The sequence below is a fragment of the Citrobacter sp. Cpo037 genome (genome assembly GCF_030332945.1).
Classification (GTDB): Bacteria; Pseudomonadota; Gammaproteobacteria; order Enterobacterales; family Enterobacteriaceae; genus Citrobacter; species Citrobacter portucalensis.
In genome coordinates this window covers 86,522-101,161 of the sequence record NZ_JAOWGW010000083.1, presented here as the reverse complement: position 1 = coordinate 101,161, position 14,640 = coordinate 86,522, and the positions used below count along the sequence as shown (strand labels likewise).

Below are 14,640 nucleotides of genomic sequence, written 5' to 3'. Positions count from 1 at the left end.
ATAAACAGCGGTCTATGATGACCGCTGTGCAGAGCTTATGCAAATGCGGAGGATTAGACTTCCGTCAGCGTCGTTTCCAGCGGCAGACGAGATTTCGGCAGCGCGGCGTTGAAATCTTCTACGCTGTGATGACCCACAGGAACCACCACTACGCTGGTGAAACCTTTTTCTTTCAGGCCAAATTCTGCATCCATGACTGCTGAATCAAAGCCTTCGATCGGCACAGCATCCAGACCCATCGCCGCAACGCCCAGCAGGAAGTTACCGACGTTCAGGTACACCTGTTTTGCCATCCAGTGGTTGTCATCTTTCAGTTCTTTGCGATGCATGTCGGCAAAGAAAGTGCGGCCTTTGTGGTTTGCGGCTTTCGCTTCAGGTGTGGCGAAACGACCATCGCTTTCTTCTTGATCCACCACGCGTTCCAGCCACGCATCGTCCATCGCCGTTTTGGCGCAGAACACCACGACGTGGGAAGCATCCAGCATTTTACGTTCGTTGAATACAAAGCCGCCGGCTGCGGATTTAGCCACACGCGCCTTACCTTCGTCAGTGCTGGCGACAATAAAGTGCCATGGCTGAGAGTTGGTGCTGGACGGGCTAAACTGCAGCAGCGTTTTTAATTTTTCGGCCTGCTCAGCGGTCAGTTTTTTATTCGGATCGAATGCCTTAGTGGAGTAACGTTTTAAGGCGACAGAAACAATATCCATAACTACTCCTGGTGATTTTCCATACCCTGCGGGTGCGTTTTGTTTCAGCAGGGTACAGGGTTAGCAGGGAAAAGATAAGACAGGAAAATGCAAAAACACTTATCGGGGTTAGCGATAAATCAACCTGGACGCAGGCGTTTTTGATCCCGCTTCGGCAAGCCGTCGACGACGCGGTGCCAGGAATCATTCACCAGCTCTGCCAGTAATGACTCGGTAATATCGTCACCAGGATAGACCGAGATCCAGTGCTTTTTATTCATGTGATAGCCGGGCTTAATGCTGGGGTAGATCTGCTGGTTTAACAGTGATTTTTGCGGATCGGATTTCAGGTTAATAAGCGGCCGTCCGCGAAGCTCCGTGACCAGCATAAAAATTTTACCGCCAACCTTGAAGACATCGTATTCCGGGCCAAACGGCCAGCAGTGTTCGGTAAAAGGCAGTTCAAGCGCAAGGCGTTTCGCACAGGCAGGTAGGGTCTGGCCGTCCATTATTGTTCCTCGCGGGTCAGTGCGCGCCACATGGCTTCAAATCCCATCGAAATATAGTCATTTGCGCGGGCAGCGTCGCGGGCGGCGAACTCCATGGTGGTTTCTGCCAGAGAAAGAAACAGCGCGTCGCCAAAGGCGCGATATTCGTCAGACATAAACTCGGGTCGTACGGAACGATGACAAAGATCGCGCAGTTCCGGGAACATATCGTCAGCCTGTTGTTCGGTTTCTTTACTTATTTTCTCGCTGACCGCCAACTGACGAATCGTGCGATGCCCGCAGGTGTGGTTCAGGCCCCAGCTAATGTAGCTGTTCCAGATGTAGTGAGTCATGGTTTTGGCATCGGTCACTGAGCGATCGAGATTTGCCATCATCGACTGACAAAGGTCTTGCTTCAAAAAGAGGTAAAGCTCGTTGATCAAATCATCTTTGGTCGCGAAATAGCGAAACAACGTTCCCTCCGCAACCCCTGCATTACGGGCTATCACGGCGGTCGAAGCCGCAACACCTGATTGTGCAAATGCTGTGGTTGCAGCTTCCAGTAATGCCAGTTTTTTGTCTTCACTCTTCGGACGAGCCACTACACTTTACCCTTAATTCTGTAAAAAACATGATTGAATCACGGCGTTTGCTGCGCCGCAACGGCGAATGTCAAAGATTGAAAATCATCTTGACGGAGAACTTTCGATTTCTATAATGAGTGCTTACTCACTCATAATCAAGAGTAAGTCGCGCAAACCAGCGGAAAGGGGGCGCGTTTAAGGTCAGGATATGAAGCGTCTCACAGTTTGTGTGGTTGTTATTATGCTTATTGCCGCAGCTGCAAGTTTACCGTTTGTACTCAATGCCGGGTTTGGTCAGGCACCGCAAGGGGCACAACTGAGTCAGGTTGAACAGTCACCGCACTATCGTGATGGACAGTTTCATAACCAGGTGCCGACACCGGGCTATACCGGCAACAAAGGCATGCTGGCGGCCTGGTGGGAGTTTCTGGTCGCTAAGCGTGAAAATGCACGACCAGCACAACCGTTACCTATGGTCGCGACCGATCTCGCCGGGCTTTCGCCGCAGCAGGATACCCTGGTCTGGCTGGGCCATTCTTCGTGGTATTTACAGCTGGCAGGTCAACGAATCCTGATTGATCCGGTGTTCAGCAATTATGCCGCACCGTTCTCGTTCCTGAACAAGGCCTTTGCCGGTGATTATCCGTGGACCGCACAGACGATGCCGGAGATAGACCTGCTCATTATCTCGCACGATCACTATGACCATCTGGATCTTGCCACCCTTAAGGCGTTAATGCCGAAAATTAAGCGGGTGATTACGCCGCTTGGCGTGGGATCGCATCTGCGTTATTGGGGGATGCGCAGCGAGATAATCGAAGAACGGGACTGGAATCAGTCCGTCAGAGTGACGGATTCGCTGATCGTTCATGTGCTGCCTGCTCGTCATTTCTCGGGACGCGGTATCAAACGCAACCAAACGCTATGGGCGAGCTTCATGTTCGAAACGCCGGAGCAGAACGTTTATTACAGCGGCGATTCCGGCTATGGACCGCATTTTAAAGCCATCGGCGAGCAGTTTGGCTCTGTCGATTTGGCGATTATGGAGAACGGTCAGTATGACCAGGATTGGAAGTTTATTCACATGATGCCGGAAGAGACGGCGCAGGCTGCGGCAGATCTACATGCGAAGGCTGTGTTGCCAGGGCATGCCGGCCGTTTCGTTCTGGCGAAACATACCTGGGATGATCCATACAAACGACTGGCGCTTGCCAGCCGTCATCAGGATTACCGACTGCTGACGCCAATGCTGGGTGAACCGGTAATACTGTCCGAACCGGACCAACCGTTTACGGCCTGGTGGCAACAGGTGACTCAATGAATACAGGGGAGAGCATGATGACGATTTCTGCTCAGGTAATTGATACGATTGTTGAATGGATTGATGATAATTTGAATCAGCCATTGCGCATTGATGATATTGCACGCCATGCGGGATATTCCAAATGGCACCTGCAGCGTCTTTTTATGCAGTACAAAGGCGAAAGTCTTGGGCGTTACATCCGCGAGCGCAAGCTGCTGCTGGCGGCGCGCGATCTACGCGATACCGACCAGAAAGTGTACGACATCTGTTTGAAATACGGATTCGATTCGCAGCAGACCTTTACGCGTATTTTCACCCGTACGTTCAGCCAGCCGCCGGGAGCTTATCGCAAAGAAAATCATAGCCGAACGCATTAACAGCAGAGGGGTTCTCGCGGGCCTAATCCGCCAGCGAGAACCAGCGCCGCCAGATGAAGCGCAGCACCAAATATTCAATCACGCCTAGCAGTAAAAACCACAGGCAAAACAGCAAAGTATAAAACTGATTGAGATCCATCAGATGAAAAATGGCGACGAGTTTTTGCGCCAGCACCAGGCCAAGCGAGGGGGCGGGCAGCAGCAGGCAAGACAAAAAAGCCAGTAGCAGGATCCCTGCGACAGTCATCAGTGATTCAAGCGGGTGTTTCATGACATTGTTAAACTTGAGTTAAAAAGCTATTGTCCGGGATCTCAGCGGGCAACGCAAATACCCACGCTTACAACCCCGCCCAAATCTCACAATGCTTTTTCACCAGGCCACTCAGTGACCCGCCTTCGGCGACAAAGTCACGCATGTTTTGTGCTTCATCATGACCATTTTTAACCTGCAGATGTATAGCTTCAATCGCGCTGGTTGCGCCCACTTTACCCGCAGAGGTAGCGATATTCTCCAGTAATCGCAATGTGTCTTCTGACAGGCGGCAGCCGTCGCCGGTATTGACGTCGGTGACGATTCCCGCCATACCAAAGCGACAGGCCTGAAAACGATTGAATTTATACAACAGGTAATCACGCTCATGGTGTTTGAACGGGCGTTTGGTGAGTAACCAGTGGGCGGTAGCCTGAATAAGTCCTGCCATATTGACCGCATGATCAAGGGTCAGCGGCGTATCCATTACCCGAACCTCTACCGTGCCAAAGTGCGGGCTGGGGCGGATATCCCAGTGTAAATCTTTAATGCTATTAATCATGCTGGTGTAAGCCAGTCGACGGAATAGCCCCTCGAATTCCTGCCAGTTATTCACCCATGGCATCGGGCCATTATCGGGAAATCCGGAGAAAATATTCAGGCGCGCGCAGGCAAACCGTGTGTCGGACGTCTGCATATAAGGTGAGGCGGCCGAGAGCGCAATAAAATGGGGGACAAATCGCGACAGGCCGTGTAGCAGGTAAATGGAATCATCGCCGTTTGCGCAGCCGATATGCACATGTTGGCCGAATACCGTCGCATGCTGGATAAGATAGCCAAAATTTTCCAGGTTGCGCCGATAGCGTTCGTCATCGCAGACTTCCTGACGTTGCCATTTTTGAAATGGATGTGTGCCACCGCCACAAATGGCGAGGTGATGCTCTGCAGCAACTCGCATAATTATCTGCTGCATAGCGGACAATTCAGCATCAGCATGGTCGATATTTCGGCAAACTCCGGTCGCCATCTCCAGCATACTTTCGGTGATATCGTGCTTCACTTCTCCGGCGGAGAGCTGCGGTGTGACGGCATCAATCAGCCGGGAGGAGTCCTGACTCAGGTCGTAACCTGGCGGATTGACCACCTGCATTTCCAGTTCAATGCCTAACGTAAAAGGGTCGGAAACATGAAAATCGGGTAGTGGCATAAGGCTCTCTTCCGCGTTGATTTTTAATCAGTATAGAAGGACTGCTGATTTTCTCTTCGTCGTCAAAATCACCCTTGCGACGCTTTGAAGGTGTAATGGCCGGTGTTATAACTATTTTTTACTTCGCTACTGGGGTTGAATCGTGCCGGAAATAAATCTTTATGGGCAGACCGTCGGCGATGTCGTGCCGGACTGGAATGGCGCTGCCGTACTGCCACGGGAAACGCTGATAGGGCAATATTGTCGACTGGTTCCCCTGGATGCCGACAGCCATGCTGCCGATCTGTTTGATGCCTACGCGCAGGCGCTGGACGATCGCGACTGGACCTGGCTTGCAAGCTCTCGCCCCACAAGCGTTGAGGCCGCAGCTTGCTGGGTGCAGGGGAAAGTTACTGATGCATCTCTGGTTCCCTATGCCGTCATTGAACAGCGTTCAGGACGAGCTGTCGGACTGGTGTGTTTTATGGCGATTGAACGAGAGCACGGTTCGGTCGAAATTGGTCATGTGACCTGGTCACCGCGTATGAAAAATACGGTTCTTGGCACCGAAAGCATCTGGCTGCTGCTGCGCCAGGCATTTGCGTTGGGCTATCGTCGCGTGGAGTGGAAATGCGATTCTCTGAACACCGCTTCTCGACGGGCAGCGGAACGCCTTGGGTTTATCTTCGAAGGTCGCTTTCGCCAGAAGATTGTGCGCAAGGGGCGTAATCGCGACAGCGACTGGTTATCAATGATTGATAGCGAATGGCCCCAGTGTGACGCCGTGTTACAGCGCTGGTTGGCCGCAGAGAACTTTGATGAACACGGGCGGCAACGAAAAACGCTGGCTGCCTGTAGCCGCGAATAAATTAACGCCCGCAGCTAACAATGGCTGCGGGCGTATTGCTGTTTACCAACAGATAAATCCGCCATCTACAACCAGGTCTACACCGGTGCAAAATGAAGCGGCATCGCTGGCCAGAAAGAGTGCCGGGCCCGCCATCTCTTCCACTTTTGCCATGCGCTGAATTGGCGTCTGGCTTTCAAACTCCCGCGTCTGATGAACCATTTCCGGTCGAGTATTCATCGGCGTGGCGGTATATCCCGGGCTGATGGAGTTCACGCGTATTCCTTTTCCAATCCACTCCATCGCCAGGCTTTTCGACAGATGAATCACCCCCGCTTTAGCGCTATTGTAATGGGCTTGTTCAAGGCCTCGGTTAACAATAATCCCGGACATGGATGCGATGTTAATAATCGAGCCACCACCGGATTCCAGCATCAGCTCGGCTTCGGCTTTACAGGAATTCCACACGCCAGTGAGGTTAATGTCGATAACGCGCTGCCACTGCTCGCTTTCCATTTCTAGCGCAGGGTTGGCGTTGGCAATGCCTGCGGCATTGACCGCAATATCCAGACGACCAAAGCGTTCCTTCGCCAGGGCTACCGCGGCGCGAAGGTCGCTAAGCTGGCGGACATCGCCCGTATAGAGCGCAGCCTGGGCGCCAATAGCGGTGATAGCATCAACGGTCGCGTTCAGCCCGCCGTCTTCGCGCAAATCAAAACAGATCACGTGCGCGCCCGCGCTGGCAAGTGCGCAGGCGATAGTCTGACCGATGCCGCTGCCTGCGCCAGTAACGAAAGCGACGCGCCCCTCAAGATTAAACAGTTGTTGAGCAAAATCTTTTGTAATCATAGTGATGACTCTCTTAACAGATACCCTGGTGGGCATTAAGACATAATCAGGCCGCCATCGATGTTGATGGTTTGTCCGGTGAGATAACGCGCATCGTCAGAGGCGAGAAAAGCGACCAGTCCGGCGACATCCTCAGGTTTGCCCGCGCGTTTCATGGGGATGCCTTTAACCCATTCCGCCATCAGTTCACCTTTGCCATAGCGTTTTTCATCTGTGCTGAGAATTTCGCCCCAGACACGATCGTTGTAATCCCACATTTCGCTTTCGATTATCCCTGGGCAAAAGGCGTTGACGGTGATATTCCACGGTGCCAACTCATGCGCCAGGCTTTGCGTAATACCAATTACGCCCATCTTGCTGGCGGCGTAGTGTGGGGTATAGATGAAACCCTGGCGTCCCTGACCGGAAGAGGTATTAATCAGACAGCCCTGGTTTTGCTTAACCATATATTTTGCTGCTTCCCGACAGCAGAGCCATACGCCAGTGGTATTTACGGCGAGGACTTTTTCGAAATCGGCTTTCGGCATGCGGTCGAAATAGTCGATGGTGATAACACCCGCGTTTTGAATCGAGACATCAATGGTGCCGAAGCGCGCTGCGGCCTGCTCGTACAGAGATTGCACCTGCGCCTCATTGGTGACATCCACCTGCAAAGATAAAATATCTGCCTGATAGCGCTGACGAAGCTGTTCCGCTGTTTCGTGGACGCGCTCTGCATTAGATACCATCACCAGGTTTGCGCCGTCGCGGGCAAAACGTTCGGCGATACCTGCGCCAATCCCTCGACAAGCACCAGTGATGACAATTGTCTTACCATGAAAATCACGTTGCATATTTTTATCCCCTGTATAGGCCGGGCAAAAGATGCCCGGCGGAATGTTGCTGCTTAACTGGATACGGTATTTACTGAAGGTGCTGCCGCCAACTTTTCTTCATGGCGACGCATAAGAATGACTTTGTTCTGCAGCTTTTGCTGAAACTGATCGACAACAACGGCGGTGACGATAACCACACCTTTGATAACCATCTGCCAGAAGTCGCTGACGCCCATCATCACCATGCCATCGGCGAGGAAGACAATTACGAAGGCACCGATAATGGAGCCGGAGACGCGTCCGCGTCCTCCCGCGAGCGCAGTTCCGCCCAGCACAGTTGCGCCAATGGCATCCATCTCAAACATATTGCCGGTCATCGGATGTGCGGTTTGCAGTTGTGAAGCCACAATCAGCCCAACAAAAGCGGCACACAGGCCGGAAAAGGCGTACACAAAGATCTTCGCTTTTACGATAGGGACACCCGCCAGACGTGCGGCGGACTCGTTCCCTCCAATCGCGTAGATATAGCGGCCAAGTGGGGTTTTGGTGGTTACCCAGTAGCCCAGCAGCAGGAAGGCAATCATCAGCCAGATAGGGAGATAAATCCCCAACAAAGTACCTGAACCCAGCGTGGCAAAACCGGTATTGCCCAGTGCGTCCATGCCGTTAAGATTTGGGTAAGTGCTGCCGTCGTTAAACAGAAGAGCAGATCCTCTGGCAACGTACATCATGCCGAGCGTACAGATAAACGGCGCAACGCCGAAACGCGTGATGACGGCACCGTTGACAAAACCAACGACAACGCCGAAGAGGGCAACACAGATTATGACCTCTGGTACGTTGAAGAAGATGATGTTGCCACCCCAGATGGGCAGACCGTTGGTAAGCAAGGCGCCTGCAACCATGCCGCAAATACCCGCTACCGCCCCGACGGACAGATCGATACCGCCAGTGAGTATCACCAGCGTCATACCAATTGCCAGTAAGCCCGTGATGGCGACGTGCTGGGTCATGATCAACAGGTTAGAGGTGGTCAGGAAATTAGGTACCATCACGCTAAAGAATGCGATAACCAGCAGCAGTGCGATAAACGTTCTGGCCTTCAGGAGGTACATATAAATCATATATTTCTGGTTCATGATGGATTCCAGCCTGATTAATCTTGAGGTGTAGAAGCCGCGATTAATGTCTCGCGGGTAACCGCATGACGGGGGACATCAGCGGTGATTCGGCCATCGGCCATCACCAGAATGCGGTCCGCCAGCGCCATCACTTCGTCCAGCTCTGATGAAGAGAACATCACCGCCAGCCCTTGCTGCGCCATTTTGCCAATAAGGTGATACACGTCGGTTTTCGCACCCACATCAATGCCTCGGGTGGGCTCATCAAGGAAAACCACCTGCGGTTGCGTCATCAATGCCTTACCCAGCACCACTTTTTGCTGATTACCGCCGCTTAATGAGGTGATAGGCAGTTCGGGATCGCTCACTTTGATAGCCAGTTGCTGGATCATTGCCTTCACACTGGACTGCTCTTTGTGCGGGTTCAGCCATTTCCAGGCACGGCGAAAGCCTTGCAGGCTGAAGTCAGACAGCGTCATGTTGGACTGAATCGACATCATCTGAACAACGCCTTCGCCCTGACGGTCTTCAGGCACCAACGCCAGCCCCTTTTTAAGACGTGACTGAAAATGGGCTTTATCAATGCATTCGCCGTTAAGCTGCACGCTCCCACTCTGGCAGGGCATAAGTCCCACCAGACCTTTGAACAGTTCCGTGCGTCCAGCGCCCAGCAGACCATAGATTCCGATGACTTCGCCTTTACTGAGGCTAAACGTCACGTCATTAAGCTTATAGCCGCCGCTCGGATGAAGGGCTGTGAGACCCTGTACGGATAGAACCGTTTCACCTTTTGGTGCGGGTTGATAATCAAAATGTTTTTTCTTGTCACCCACCATTTGTTCAATGATCCACGGAATACTGGCATCATTGACTGGGCGTTCGCTGATAAAACGACCGTCGCGGAAAATCGTGATGTAATCACCAATTTCCATCAACTCTTCCAGACGGTGAGATATATAGATGATGGTGACACCGCGCCGTTTAAGTTGCTCAATGACGTTAAACAACACTTTCACCTCAGACTGGCTGAGTGCGGAGGTTGGTTCATCCATGATTAAAACGCGGGTATCTTTGGAGAGCGCACGAGCAATTTCGACCAGTTGCTGATGACCGATCCCTAGTTCCTCCAGAGGTGTATACGGATCAACATCCAGCTCGAGTCTTTCCAGTAAGGATTTTGCTAGTGCGTATTGGTATTTTTCGTTGATTTTCCCTTTTTGAAAGAACTCGTTAGCCATGAAAATATTATCCATGACATTCATGTTTGGGAATAAATTCAACTCCTGAAAAATAATGCTGATACCCAGTTTTTCGGCCTGATGGGTCGAATTTAATGTGACGGGTATGCCATCCATAATAATTTGTCCGGAAGAGGGACTTTCGACACCAGCAAGCATTTTCATCATGGTGGACTTACCCGCACCATTTTCTCCGATCAGCACGTTTACTTTATTCCGATATACCCGGTAGTTGACGCTATCTAATGCCACTACCCCAGGGTAAACACGCGATAAATCGTGTGTTTCGATAATAACTTCAGATTCGACGGAATGAGGAGTGACGATATCTTGCTGCTGCATGTTATTGTCCTCCTACAGATTCAATTTTCGCTGGTGTAATAACCGGGATGGATTTTGGTATCTCCCACTCAGAAAAAACACCATAAACGTGTACTGATTCTCCGGTTTTAAGCTGCGCAGATTGGATCATCTTTATTGCTTGTTCGTTAATTCCTCGACCATATTCACCAAATAATACCTGGTCATTGAAATCACTATAACTTGTGCCTTTAAAGGCATCGCGTAATTGTGTGCCGCGCAGCGTCGGACCAATCTGCACAATAATGCTGTTGCCGCTTTTATCGGCGATAGTCATTTTTCCACTACGAGAGGCGGTATCAAGATTGCTAATTTTTCCTTCTACTTGTACGTAAAAGATGCAGGGATTCTCTTCCTGAGAACGGTAGCCGAGATTTTTACAGGCGCTATCAAAATCTTTTTCAGCATGCAAGGCCATTAATAAATCGGCCACCGGACGAGCCTGCCCGACAATTTGCGGAACAATTTTGTTTTGCCACGTTTGATCAATATTGGCCATGTGTGGATTCGGTGGCGACTTGAGGTCCGCAAGTTCCTGCTGCGAGACGATGCGGCATCCGCCCACGGTCAACAAGGCCAGCGCAAGCCAGGCTTTTTTAGACATAATGTTCTCCTCTGCGCCTCCTGAGAGGCGCAACAACCCGGGATCAGGACTTGATATTGAAATCCTGCACTTTATCTGCGTTTTCTTTAGTGATAAGAATTCCGCGGAACATGACGCGTTGCTTTTCGGGTTTTATGCCTTTTTGCAGGTAGTTATCCAGATCGGTAACCCCTTGTGCTGCGATAGCCTGAGCCTGGAGCATGACGGTTGCCTGTAGAGTGCCTGCTTTCACCGCATCACGTTCGTCGTTGCTGCCGTCGATACCGACCACTACCACGTCGCTGCGGTTCGCCGCTTTTAATGCAGCAATAGCGCCCAGTGCAACAGGACCGTTACCGCAGATGATACCTTTCACGTCCGGGTGGGCCTGTAGGATGCTGTCCATAATACGTTTACCGTCGATAAGCGTACCTTTGGCATCCTGTCTGGCGACACTAACCATATCCGGGAACTGATCAATAACCTGGTGGAAGGATTTGGAGCGCGTAACACAATTATTATCCGCAAGGTTACACGTCAGTTCAGCATATTTACCTTTTTCGCCCATCTTCTCGACGAAAATATTTGCAACTTCGGAACCCGCCTGGAAGTTATTGTGGGTAATTTGCACCAGTGCAACATCATCAACGGGAATTTCACGGTTGATTAATATGACGGGAATTCCAGCTTTTTTCGCTTTTTCAATTGCCGCGACGCTGGCCGTTGAATCTGCATTATCCAGAACGATACCCTGGACTTTTTTGCCGATTGCCGTATCAATCAATTCATTCTGTTTTTTCACATCTTCACTGTGCGACAAAATTGTGGTTTTGTAGCCCAGTTCCTTGGCTTTTTCACTGGCACCTTTTGCTTCTGAGGCGTAATACGGGTTATCCAGTGAATTCACCATAATCATGATTGTCCCTTTTTCCGCTGCATGAGCAGTAAAAGACAAAGCAGTCAGGGTTGCAGCAGTTAACAGCGTTAAACGTAATTTCATGACAATGTTCTCTCTGTGTTGTTATTGTCGGGTACGGTGAAACAACGTAAAGCTTGAATTTCTTATGGTCCGGTGTCCTCCTGTATATGTGGTAAATAACGTCGCGCGTTTTCCCAGGTGAGGCATCAGGCGGACGGGGCCGGTTTCCATAATGTTCTGTTTACCGCATGGCGCCATTCCTGCCATCTTTTTTGCAACCGATGGTGGCGATCCATGTCGGGTTGAAATGTGCTATGTACGGTTAAAAAAGCTTTTAAATCAGTCAGTGAGCCAGGGTAAAGCGCTTTACGCGCCAGTAATGCCGCGCCAATGGCGGAAAGTTCTGGCACATCGCTACGCATAACCGGATAACCAAGCAAGTCTGCCTGATATTGCATTAGCCAGTCGTTTTTGGTGGGGCCACCGTCAACCATTAATGCAGTTAACTTGAAATCATCGTGCTGCTGCATGGCAACTACAACATCGGCGATTTGATAGGTAATCGACTCAAGTGCGGCACGAATGAGATGTGCTCGTTTAACTCCCCGACTGAGTCCGCAGATGACTCCACGGGCACTATCATCCCACCATGGTGCGCCAAGCCCGGTCAGTGCTGGCACAAAATAAACGCCGAGGGTTGAATCAACGGAGGCGGGAAGGGTGTTGAGTTCGTAGGTCAGTTCGGCATCCGAAAGTTCGCTCAGACCCGTACTGTCTGCCATCCATGCCACCGCATCACCCGTGTGCGGGATATTGCCTTCCAGTCCGTATATGATGCTGTTTCCATCGTGCCAGGCGATGGTGGTAGCCAGTGCGTCAATATCACATTGGGCTGATTTGACCGGCGCCATCACCGATGACCCGGTACCGTAAGTTGCTTTAACGCATCCCATTTCGCCAAGAGCATGGCCAAACAGAGCGGCATGTGAGTCACCCACCATCGACATCACAGGAATGCCGTCTGGGATGCCATTGAGTCCACGAGTATGACCAAATAATCCACTGGAGGGTTTTATTTCCGGTAAGGCGGCGCGCGGAATGTGGAAGAGTGCCAGCATGGCTTCATCCCACTCTCCAGAGTGCAGGTTTAGCAACTGTGTGCGGGCGGCATTGGAATAGTCACAGCAGAAGGCTTCACCAGCGGTTAAATTCCATAGCAACCAACTGTCGATCGTTCCCAGGCAAATTTGTCCCTGCGCAGCCAGCTGTGGGCCATCGGTCACGGATTCCAGTAGCCAGCGCATTTTTGATGCGGAGAAAAGTGGTGCGATTGGCAGACCAGTGGTTGATTTTATTAGTTGTTCTTTATTTTCATGCCGCAGTTCCTCGCAGTAAGCCGCACTGCGCGTACATTGCCAGGTGATTGCGGAATTTAGCGGTCTGCCAGTCTGGCGATACCAGCCTATGGCGGTTTCACGCTGATTACTGATAGCCAGTGCTGCGACGTTTTCAGCACCAACATGATTCACAGCTTTGGCAATGACACCAATAGAAGCATCAATCAACACCTCGCCAGATTGTTCAACCCAGCCATCCCGAGGGGTCTGAATCGCCAGTGGCTGAGAAAACTTTGCCACCACATTGCCCTGTGCATCAAGCGCAACCGCTTTGGCGTTAGTTGTGCCTTCATCCAGCGCAATGATGAACTCTTTCTTCGCTGCACACATAGATTATCTCCTGAGTCACATTGCGTCCCGGTTTGGAGGATAAAGCCCCCTCATTGTCGCGTCATTACTACATCAGGCCTGGCTGTGACATCGTTTTTCAATTATTGAATATATATTCGATAGTGATTATTTATTTAATACCTTAGCCACAATCTTTCCGTTGGGCTACAGAAAAAATCATCAATTGTGCTGAGAATCACACTTACACAGACGGGACAATAACAGAAAGAAGAGTAAATTAAGGCGAGGTGAAACCATTCAGTCTATTGAAATATATGGATTTTAGTCACAGCCTTTGCTTTTTATCTTTCGTGCAAAGGCTATCAGCGAATTGAGGATCAGGAGGTGACCAGCATGCGGGCCGTAGGATAGTCGGTAATGAGCACGTCGATATAACCTCCGTTCAACGCCCCTTTAATTGCCGCGACTTTGTCTGTACCGCCAGCAAGCGCCACGACATTCGGGCATTTTTTTACCTTGTCCAGGGCCATGCCAATCACTGGATCTTCGTCATCTTGCAATACCGGCTGGCCCTTGTTGTCGTAGTAATGCAGGCAAATGTCTCCGACCGCGCCGCGATCTGCCAGTACCTGCAACATATCTTCGTGGTAGTAGTTGCCTGATGTTTTCAGCAATTGGGACGGTTCGAGGATCCCGACGCCAACAATGGCGATGTCTACATTATCAAAGCGTGAAATCACATCGGCGACATCTTTGCTGGCAACGAGACGGTTTTTCTCTTCAACCGAGCCTTCGATACTCTGCGAAGGAAGCAGCCAGGCTTCACAATTCAGATGTTGTGCCAGCGTCTGCGTCAGAATTGTGGCCTGTACGTTGCCGTTGGGACCCACGCCGCCCAACAATTGAATTACGCCGCCGGCCTTCAGGTTCTGCGTATGGACTTCATCCACCATCGCTCGGATAGTCGAACTCCATGAGGAAACGCCCACCAGATCTTTGGGGCGCAGCCTGGTTTCCAGATAGTGGGCTGCGGCAGAACCAATGGCGCGTTTGATGGTGTGGTCGCTGGCATCCTCTTCGGTATCAACCACAATGGCCTGCTTAATGCCGTAACGTTCCTCGATCCCTTTTTCAAGATTCAGGAAGATATTTGAGGGCTGGACAACGCTGATTTTCACCACCCCTTCTTTCTGACAGCGGGTGATGGCGCGGGAGATAAACGACTGAGAAAGCGAGAGAAGTTGAGCAATATCGGACTGTTTGCGTCCTTCAAGATAGTAAAGGGTAGCGATTTTAACCAATAGCCGTTGTTCGTCCTGCTTAGCCATATATTTCCTCGAAAATCA

The 14,640-nt window shown here is 51.0% G+C and carries 16 protein-coding genes; 3 read left to right on the top strand and 13 right to left on the bottom strand.

Annotated features, from left to right (window positions below; all coding sequences use genetic code 11):
* Positions 1-53 precede the first annotated feature (53 nt).
* The 3 genes from nfsB to OGX94_RS24460 all read right to left on the bottom strand — a co-directional run bounded on the left by nfsB (position 54) and on the right by OGX94_RS24460 (position 1,776).
* Positions 54-707, bottom strand: coding sequence for an oxygen-insensitive NAD(P)H nitroreductase (gene nfsB, locus OGX94_RS24470; protein ID WP_003831162.1), 654 nt, complete (start codon positions 705-707; stop codon positions 54-56).
* A 119-nt stretch (positions 708-826) separates the two neighbouring features.
* Positions 827-1,195: an MmcQ/YjbR family DNA-binding protein gene (locus OGX94_RS24465; protein ID WP_008784040.1), complete on the bottom strand. Its 369-nt coding sequence runs from the start codon at positions 1,193-1,195 to the stop codon at positions 827-829.
* Positions 1,195-1,776 carry a TetR/AcrR family transcriptional regulator gene (locus OGX94_RS24460; RefSeq protein ID WP_003831164.1) on the bottom strand — a complete coding sequence of 194 codons (582 nt, stop codon included), beginning with the start codon at positions 1,774-1,776 and terminating at the stop codon, positions 1,195-1,197. Before OGX94_RS24460 ends, OGX94_RS24465 begins: the two co-directional genes overlap by 1 nt.
* A gap of 190 nt (positions 1,777-1,966) precedes the next feature.
* Between OGX94_RS24460 and OGX94_RS24455 the strand changes: the two genes are divergently transcribed.
* The gene (locus OGX94_RS24455) at positions 1,967-3,079 is read left to right on the top strand and encodes an MBL fold metallo-hydrolase (protein WP_003831165.1); all 1,113 of its coding nucleotides are present in this window, start codon (positions 1,967-1,969) and stop codon (positions 3,077-3,079) included.
* 17 nt (positions 3,080-3,096) lie between these two features.
* On the top strand, positions 3,097-3,438 hold the full coding sequence (locus OGX94_RS24450; RefSeq protein ID WP_003021996.1) for a RamA family antibiotic efflux transcriptional regulator: 342 nt from the start codon (positions 3,097-3,099) through the stop codon (positions 3,436-3,438).
* A gap of 22 nt (positions 3,439-3,460) precedes the next feature.
* Here OGX94_RS24450 and OGX94_RS24445 read toward each other — a convergent pair whose 3' ends face one another.
* Both OGX94_RS24445 and OGX94_RS24440 read right to left on the bottom strand, forming a co-directional pair.
* Entirely contained in the window at positions 3,461-3,709 is a 249-nt protein-coding gene (locus OGX94_RS24445; protein ID WP_008784044.1) for a DUF1158 domain-containing protein, read from the bottom strand.
* 67 nt (positions 3,710-3,776) lie between these two features.
* On the bottom strand, positions 3,777-4,895 hold the full coding sequence (locus tag OGX94_RS24440; RefSeq protein WP_257661465.1) for a YbdK family carboxylate-amine ligase: 1,119 nt from the start codon (positions 4,893-4,895) through the stop codon (positions 3,777-3,779).
* Positions 4,896-5,037: 142 nt separating this feature from the next.
* Between OGX94_RS24440 and OGX94_RS24435 the strand changes: the two genes are divergently transcribed.
* Complete coding sequence (locus OGX94_RS24435; protein WP_003831168.1) at positions 5,038-5,742, top strand: GNAT family N-acetyltransferase; 705 nt, start codon at positions 5,038-5,040, stop codon at positions 5,740-5,742.
* Positions 5,743-5,784: 42 nt separating this feature from the next.
* Here OGX94_RS24435 and OGX94_RS24430 read toward each other — a convergent pair whose 3' ends face one another.
* From OGX94_RS24430 to OGX94_RS24395, 8 genes are all read right to left on the bottom strand, one after another.
* Entirely contained in the window at positions 5,785-6,570 is a 786-nt protein-coding gene (locus OGX94_RS24430) for an SDR family oxidoreductase (RefSeq protein WP_003831169.1), read from the bottom strand.
* A gap of 35 nt (positions 6,571-6,605) precedes the next feature.
* Positions 6,606-7,403: an SDR family oxidoreductase gene (locus OGX94_RS24425; RefSeq protein ID WP_003831170.1), complete on the bottom strand. Its 798-nt coding sequence runs from the start codon at positions 7,401-7,403 to the stop codon at positions 6,606-6,608.
* Between the two features lie 53 nt (positions 7,404-7,456).
* Positions 7,457-8,524: an ABC transporter permease gene (locus tag OGX94_RS24420; RefSeq protein WP_003831171.1), complete on the bottom strand. Its 1,068-nt coding sequence runs from the start codon at positions 8,522-8,524 to the stop codon at positions 7,457-7,459.
* 17 nt (positions 8,525-8,541) lie between these two features.
* Positions 8,542-10,086 carry a sugar ABC transporter ATP-binding protein gene (locus OGX94_RS24415; RefSeq protein ID WP_057066476.1) on the bottom strand — a complete coding sequence of 515 codons (1,545 nt, stop codon included), beginning with the start codon at positions 10,084-10,086 and terminating at the stop codon, positions 8,542-8,544.
* Between the two features lies 1 nt (position 10,087).
* Positions 10,088-10,708 (bottom strand): DUF2291 family protein, encoded by a 621-nt coding sequence (locus tag OGX94_RS24410; protein ID WP_100272793.1) that lies wholly within the window; start codon positions 10,706-10,708, stop codon positions 10,088-10,090.
* Positions 10,709-10,751: 43 nt separating this feature from the next.
* The gene (locus tag OGX94_RS24405; protein ID WP_003831174.1) at positions 10,752-11,687 is read right to left on the bottom strand and encodes a D-ribose ABC transporter substrate-binding protein; all 936 of its coding nucleotides are present in this window, start codon (positions 11,685-11,687) and stop codon (positions 10,752-10,754) included.
* Between the two features lie 125 nt (positions 11,688-11,812).
* Complete coding sequence (locus OGX94_RS24400; RefSeq protein WP_003831175.1) at positions 11,813-13,333, bottom strand: FGGY family carbohydrate kinase; 1,521 nt, start codon at positions 13,331-13,333, stop codon at positions 11,813-11,815.
* A 338-nt stretch (positions 13,334-13,671) separates the two neighbouring features.
* Positions 13,672-14,622, bottom strand: coding sequence for a sugar-binding transcriptional regulator (locus OGX94_RS24395; protein ID WP_003831176.1), 951 nt, complete (start codon positions 14,620-14,622; stop codon positions 13,672-13,674).
* Positions 14,623-14,640: the final 18 nt, after the last annotated feature.

Excerpts from the sequence above, each read along its gene's own strand:
- OGX94_RS24410 (WP_100272793.1), bottom strand. The coding sequence starts at position 10,708 with ATGTCTAAAAAAGCCTGGCTTGCGCTGGCCTTGTTGACCGTGGGCGGA.
- nfsB (WP_003831162.1), bottom strand. The coding sequence starts at position 707 with ATGGATATTGTTTCTGTCGCCTTAAAACGTTACTCCACTAAGGCATTC.
- OGX94_RS24415 (WP_057066476.1), bottom strand. The coding sequence starts at position 10,086 with ATGCAGCAGCAAGATATCGTCACTCCTCATTCCGTCGAATCTGAAGTT.
- OGX94_RS24455 (WP_003831165.1), top strand. The coding sequence starts at position 1,967 with ATGAAGCGTCTCACAGTTTGTGTGGTTGTTATTATGCTTATTGCCGCA.
- OGX94_RS24465 (WP_008784040.1), bottom strand. The coding sequence starts at position 1,195 with ATGGACGGCCAGACCCTACCTGCCTGTGCGAAACGCCTTGCGCTTGAA.
- OGX94_RS24430 (WP_003831169.1), bottom strand. The coding sequence starts at position 6,570 with ATGATTACAAAAGATTTTGCTCAACAACTGTTTAATCTTGAGGGGCGC.
- OGX94_RS24395 (WP_003831176.1), bottom strand. The coding sequence starts at position 14,622 with ATGGCTAAGCAGGACGAACAACGGCTATTGGTTAAAATCGCTACCCTT.
- OGX94_RS24425 (WP_003831170.1), bottom strand. The coding sequence starts at position 7,403 with ATGCAACGTGATTTTCATGGTAAGACAATTGTCATCACTGGTGCTTGT.
- OGX94_RS24445 (WP_008784044.1), bottom strand. The coding sequence starts at position 3,709 with ATGAAACACCCGCTTGAATCACTGATGACTGTCGCAGGGATCCTGCTA.
- OGX94_RS24420 (WP_003831171.1), bottom strand. The coding sequence starts at position 8,524 with ATGAACCAGAAATATATGATTTATATGTACCTCCTGAAGGCCAGAACG.
- OGX94_RS24440 (WP_257661465.1), bottom strand. The coding sequence starts at position 4,895 with ATGCCACTACCCGATTTTCATGTTTCCGACCCTTTTACGTTAGGCATT.
- OGX94_RS24405 (WP_003831174.1), bottom strand. The coding sequence starts at position 11,687 with ATGAAATTACGTTTAACGCTGTTAACTGCTGCAACCCTGACTGCTTTG.
- OGX94_RS24450 (WP_003021996.1), top strand. The coding sequence starts at position 3,097 with ATGACGATTTCTGCTCAGGTAATTGATACGATTGTTGAATGGATTGAT.
- OGX94_RS24400 (WP_003831175.1), bottom strand. The coding sequence starts at position 13,333 with ATGTGTGCAGCGAAGAAAGAGTTCATCATTGCGCTGGATGAAGGCACA.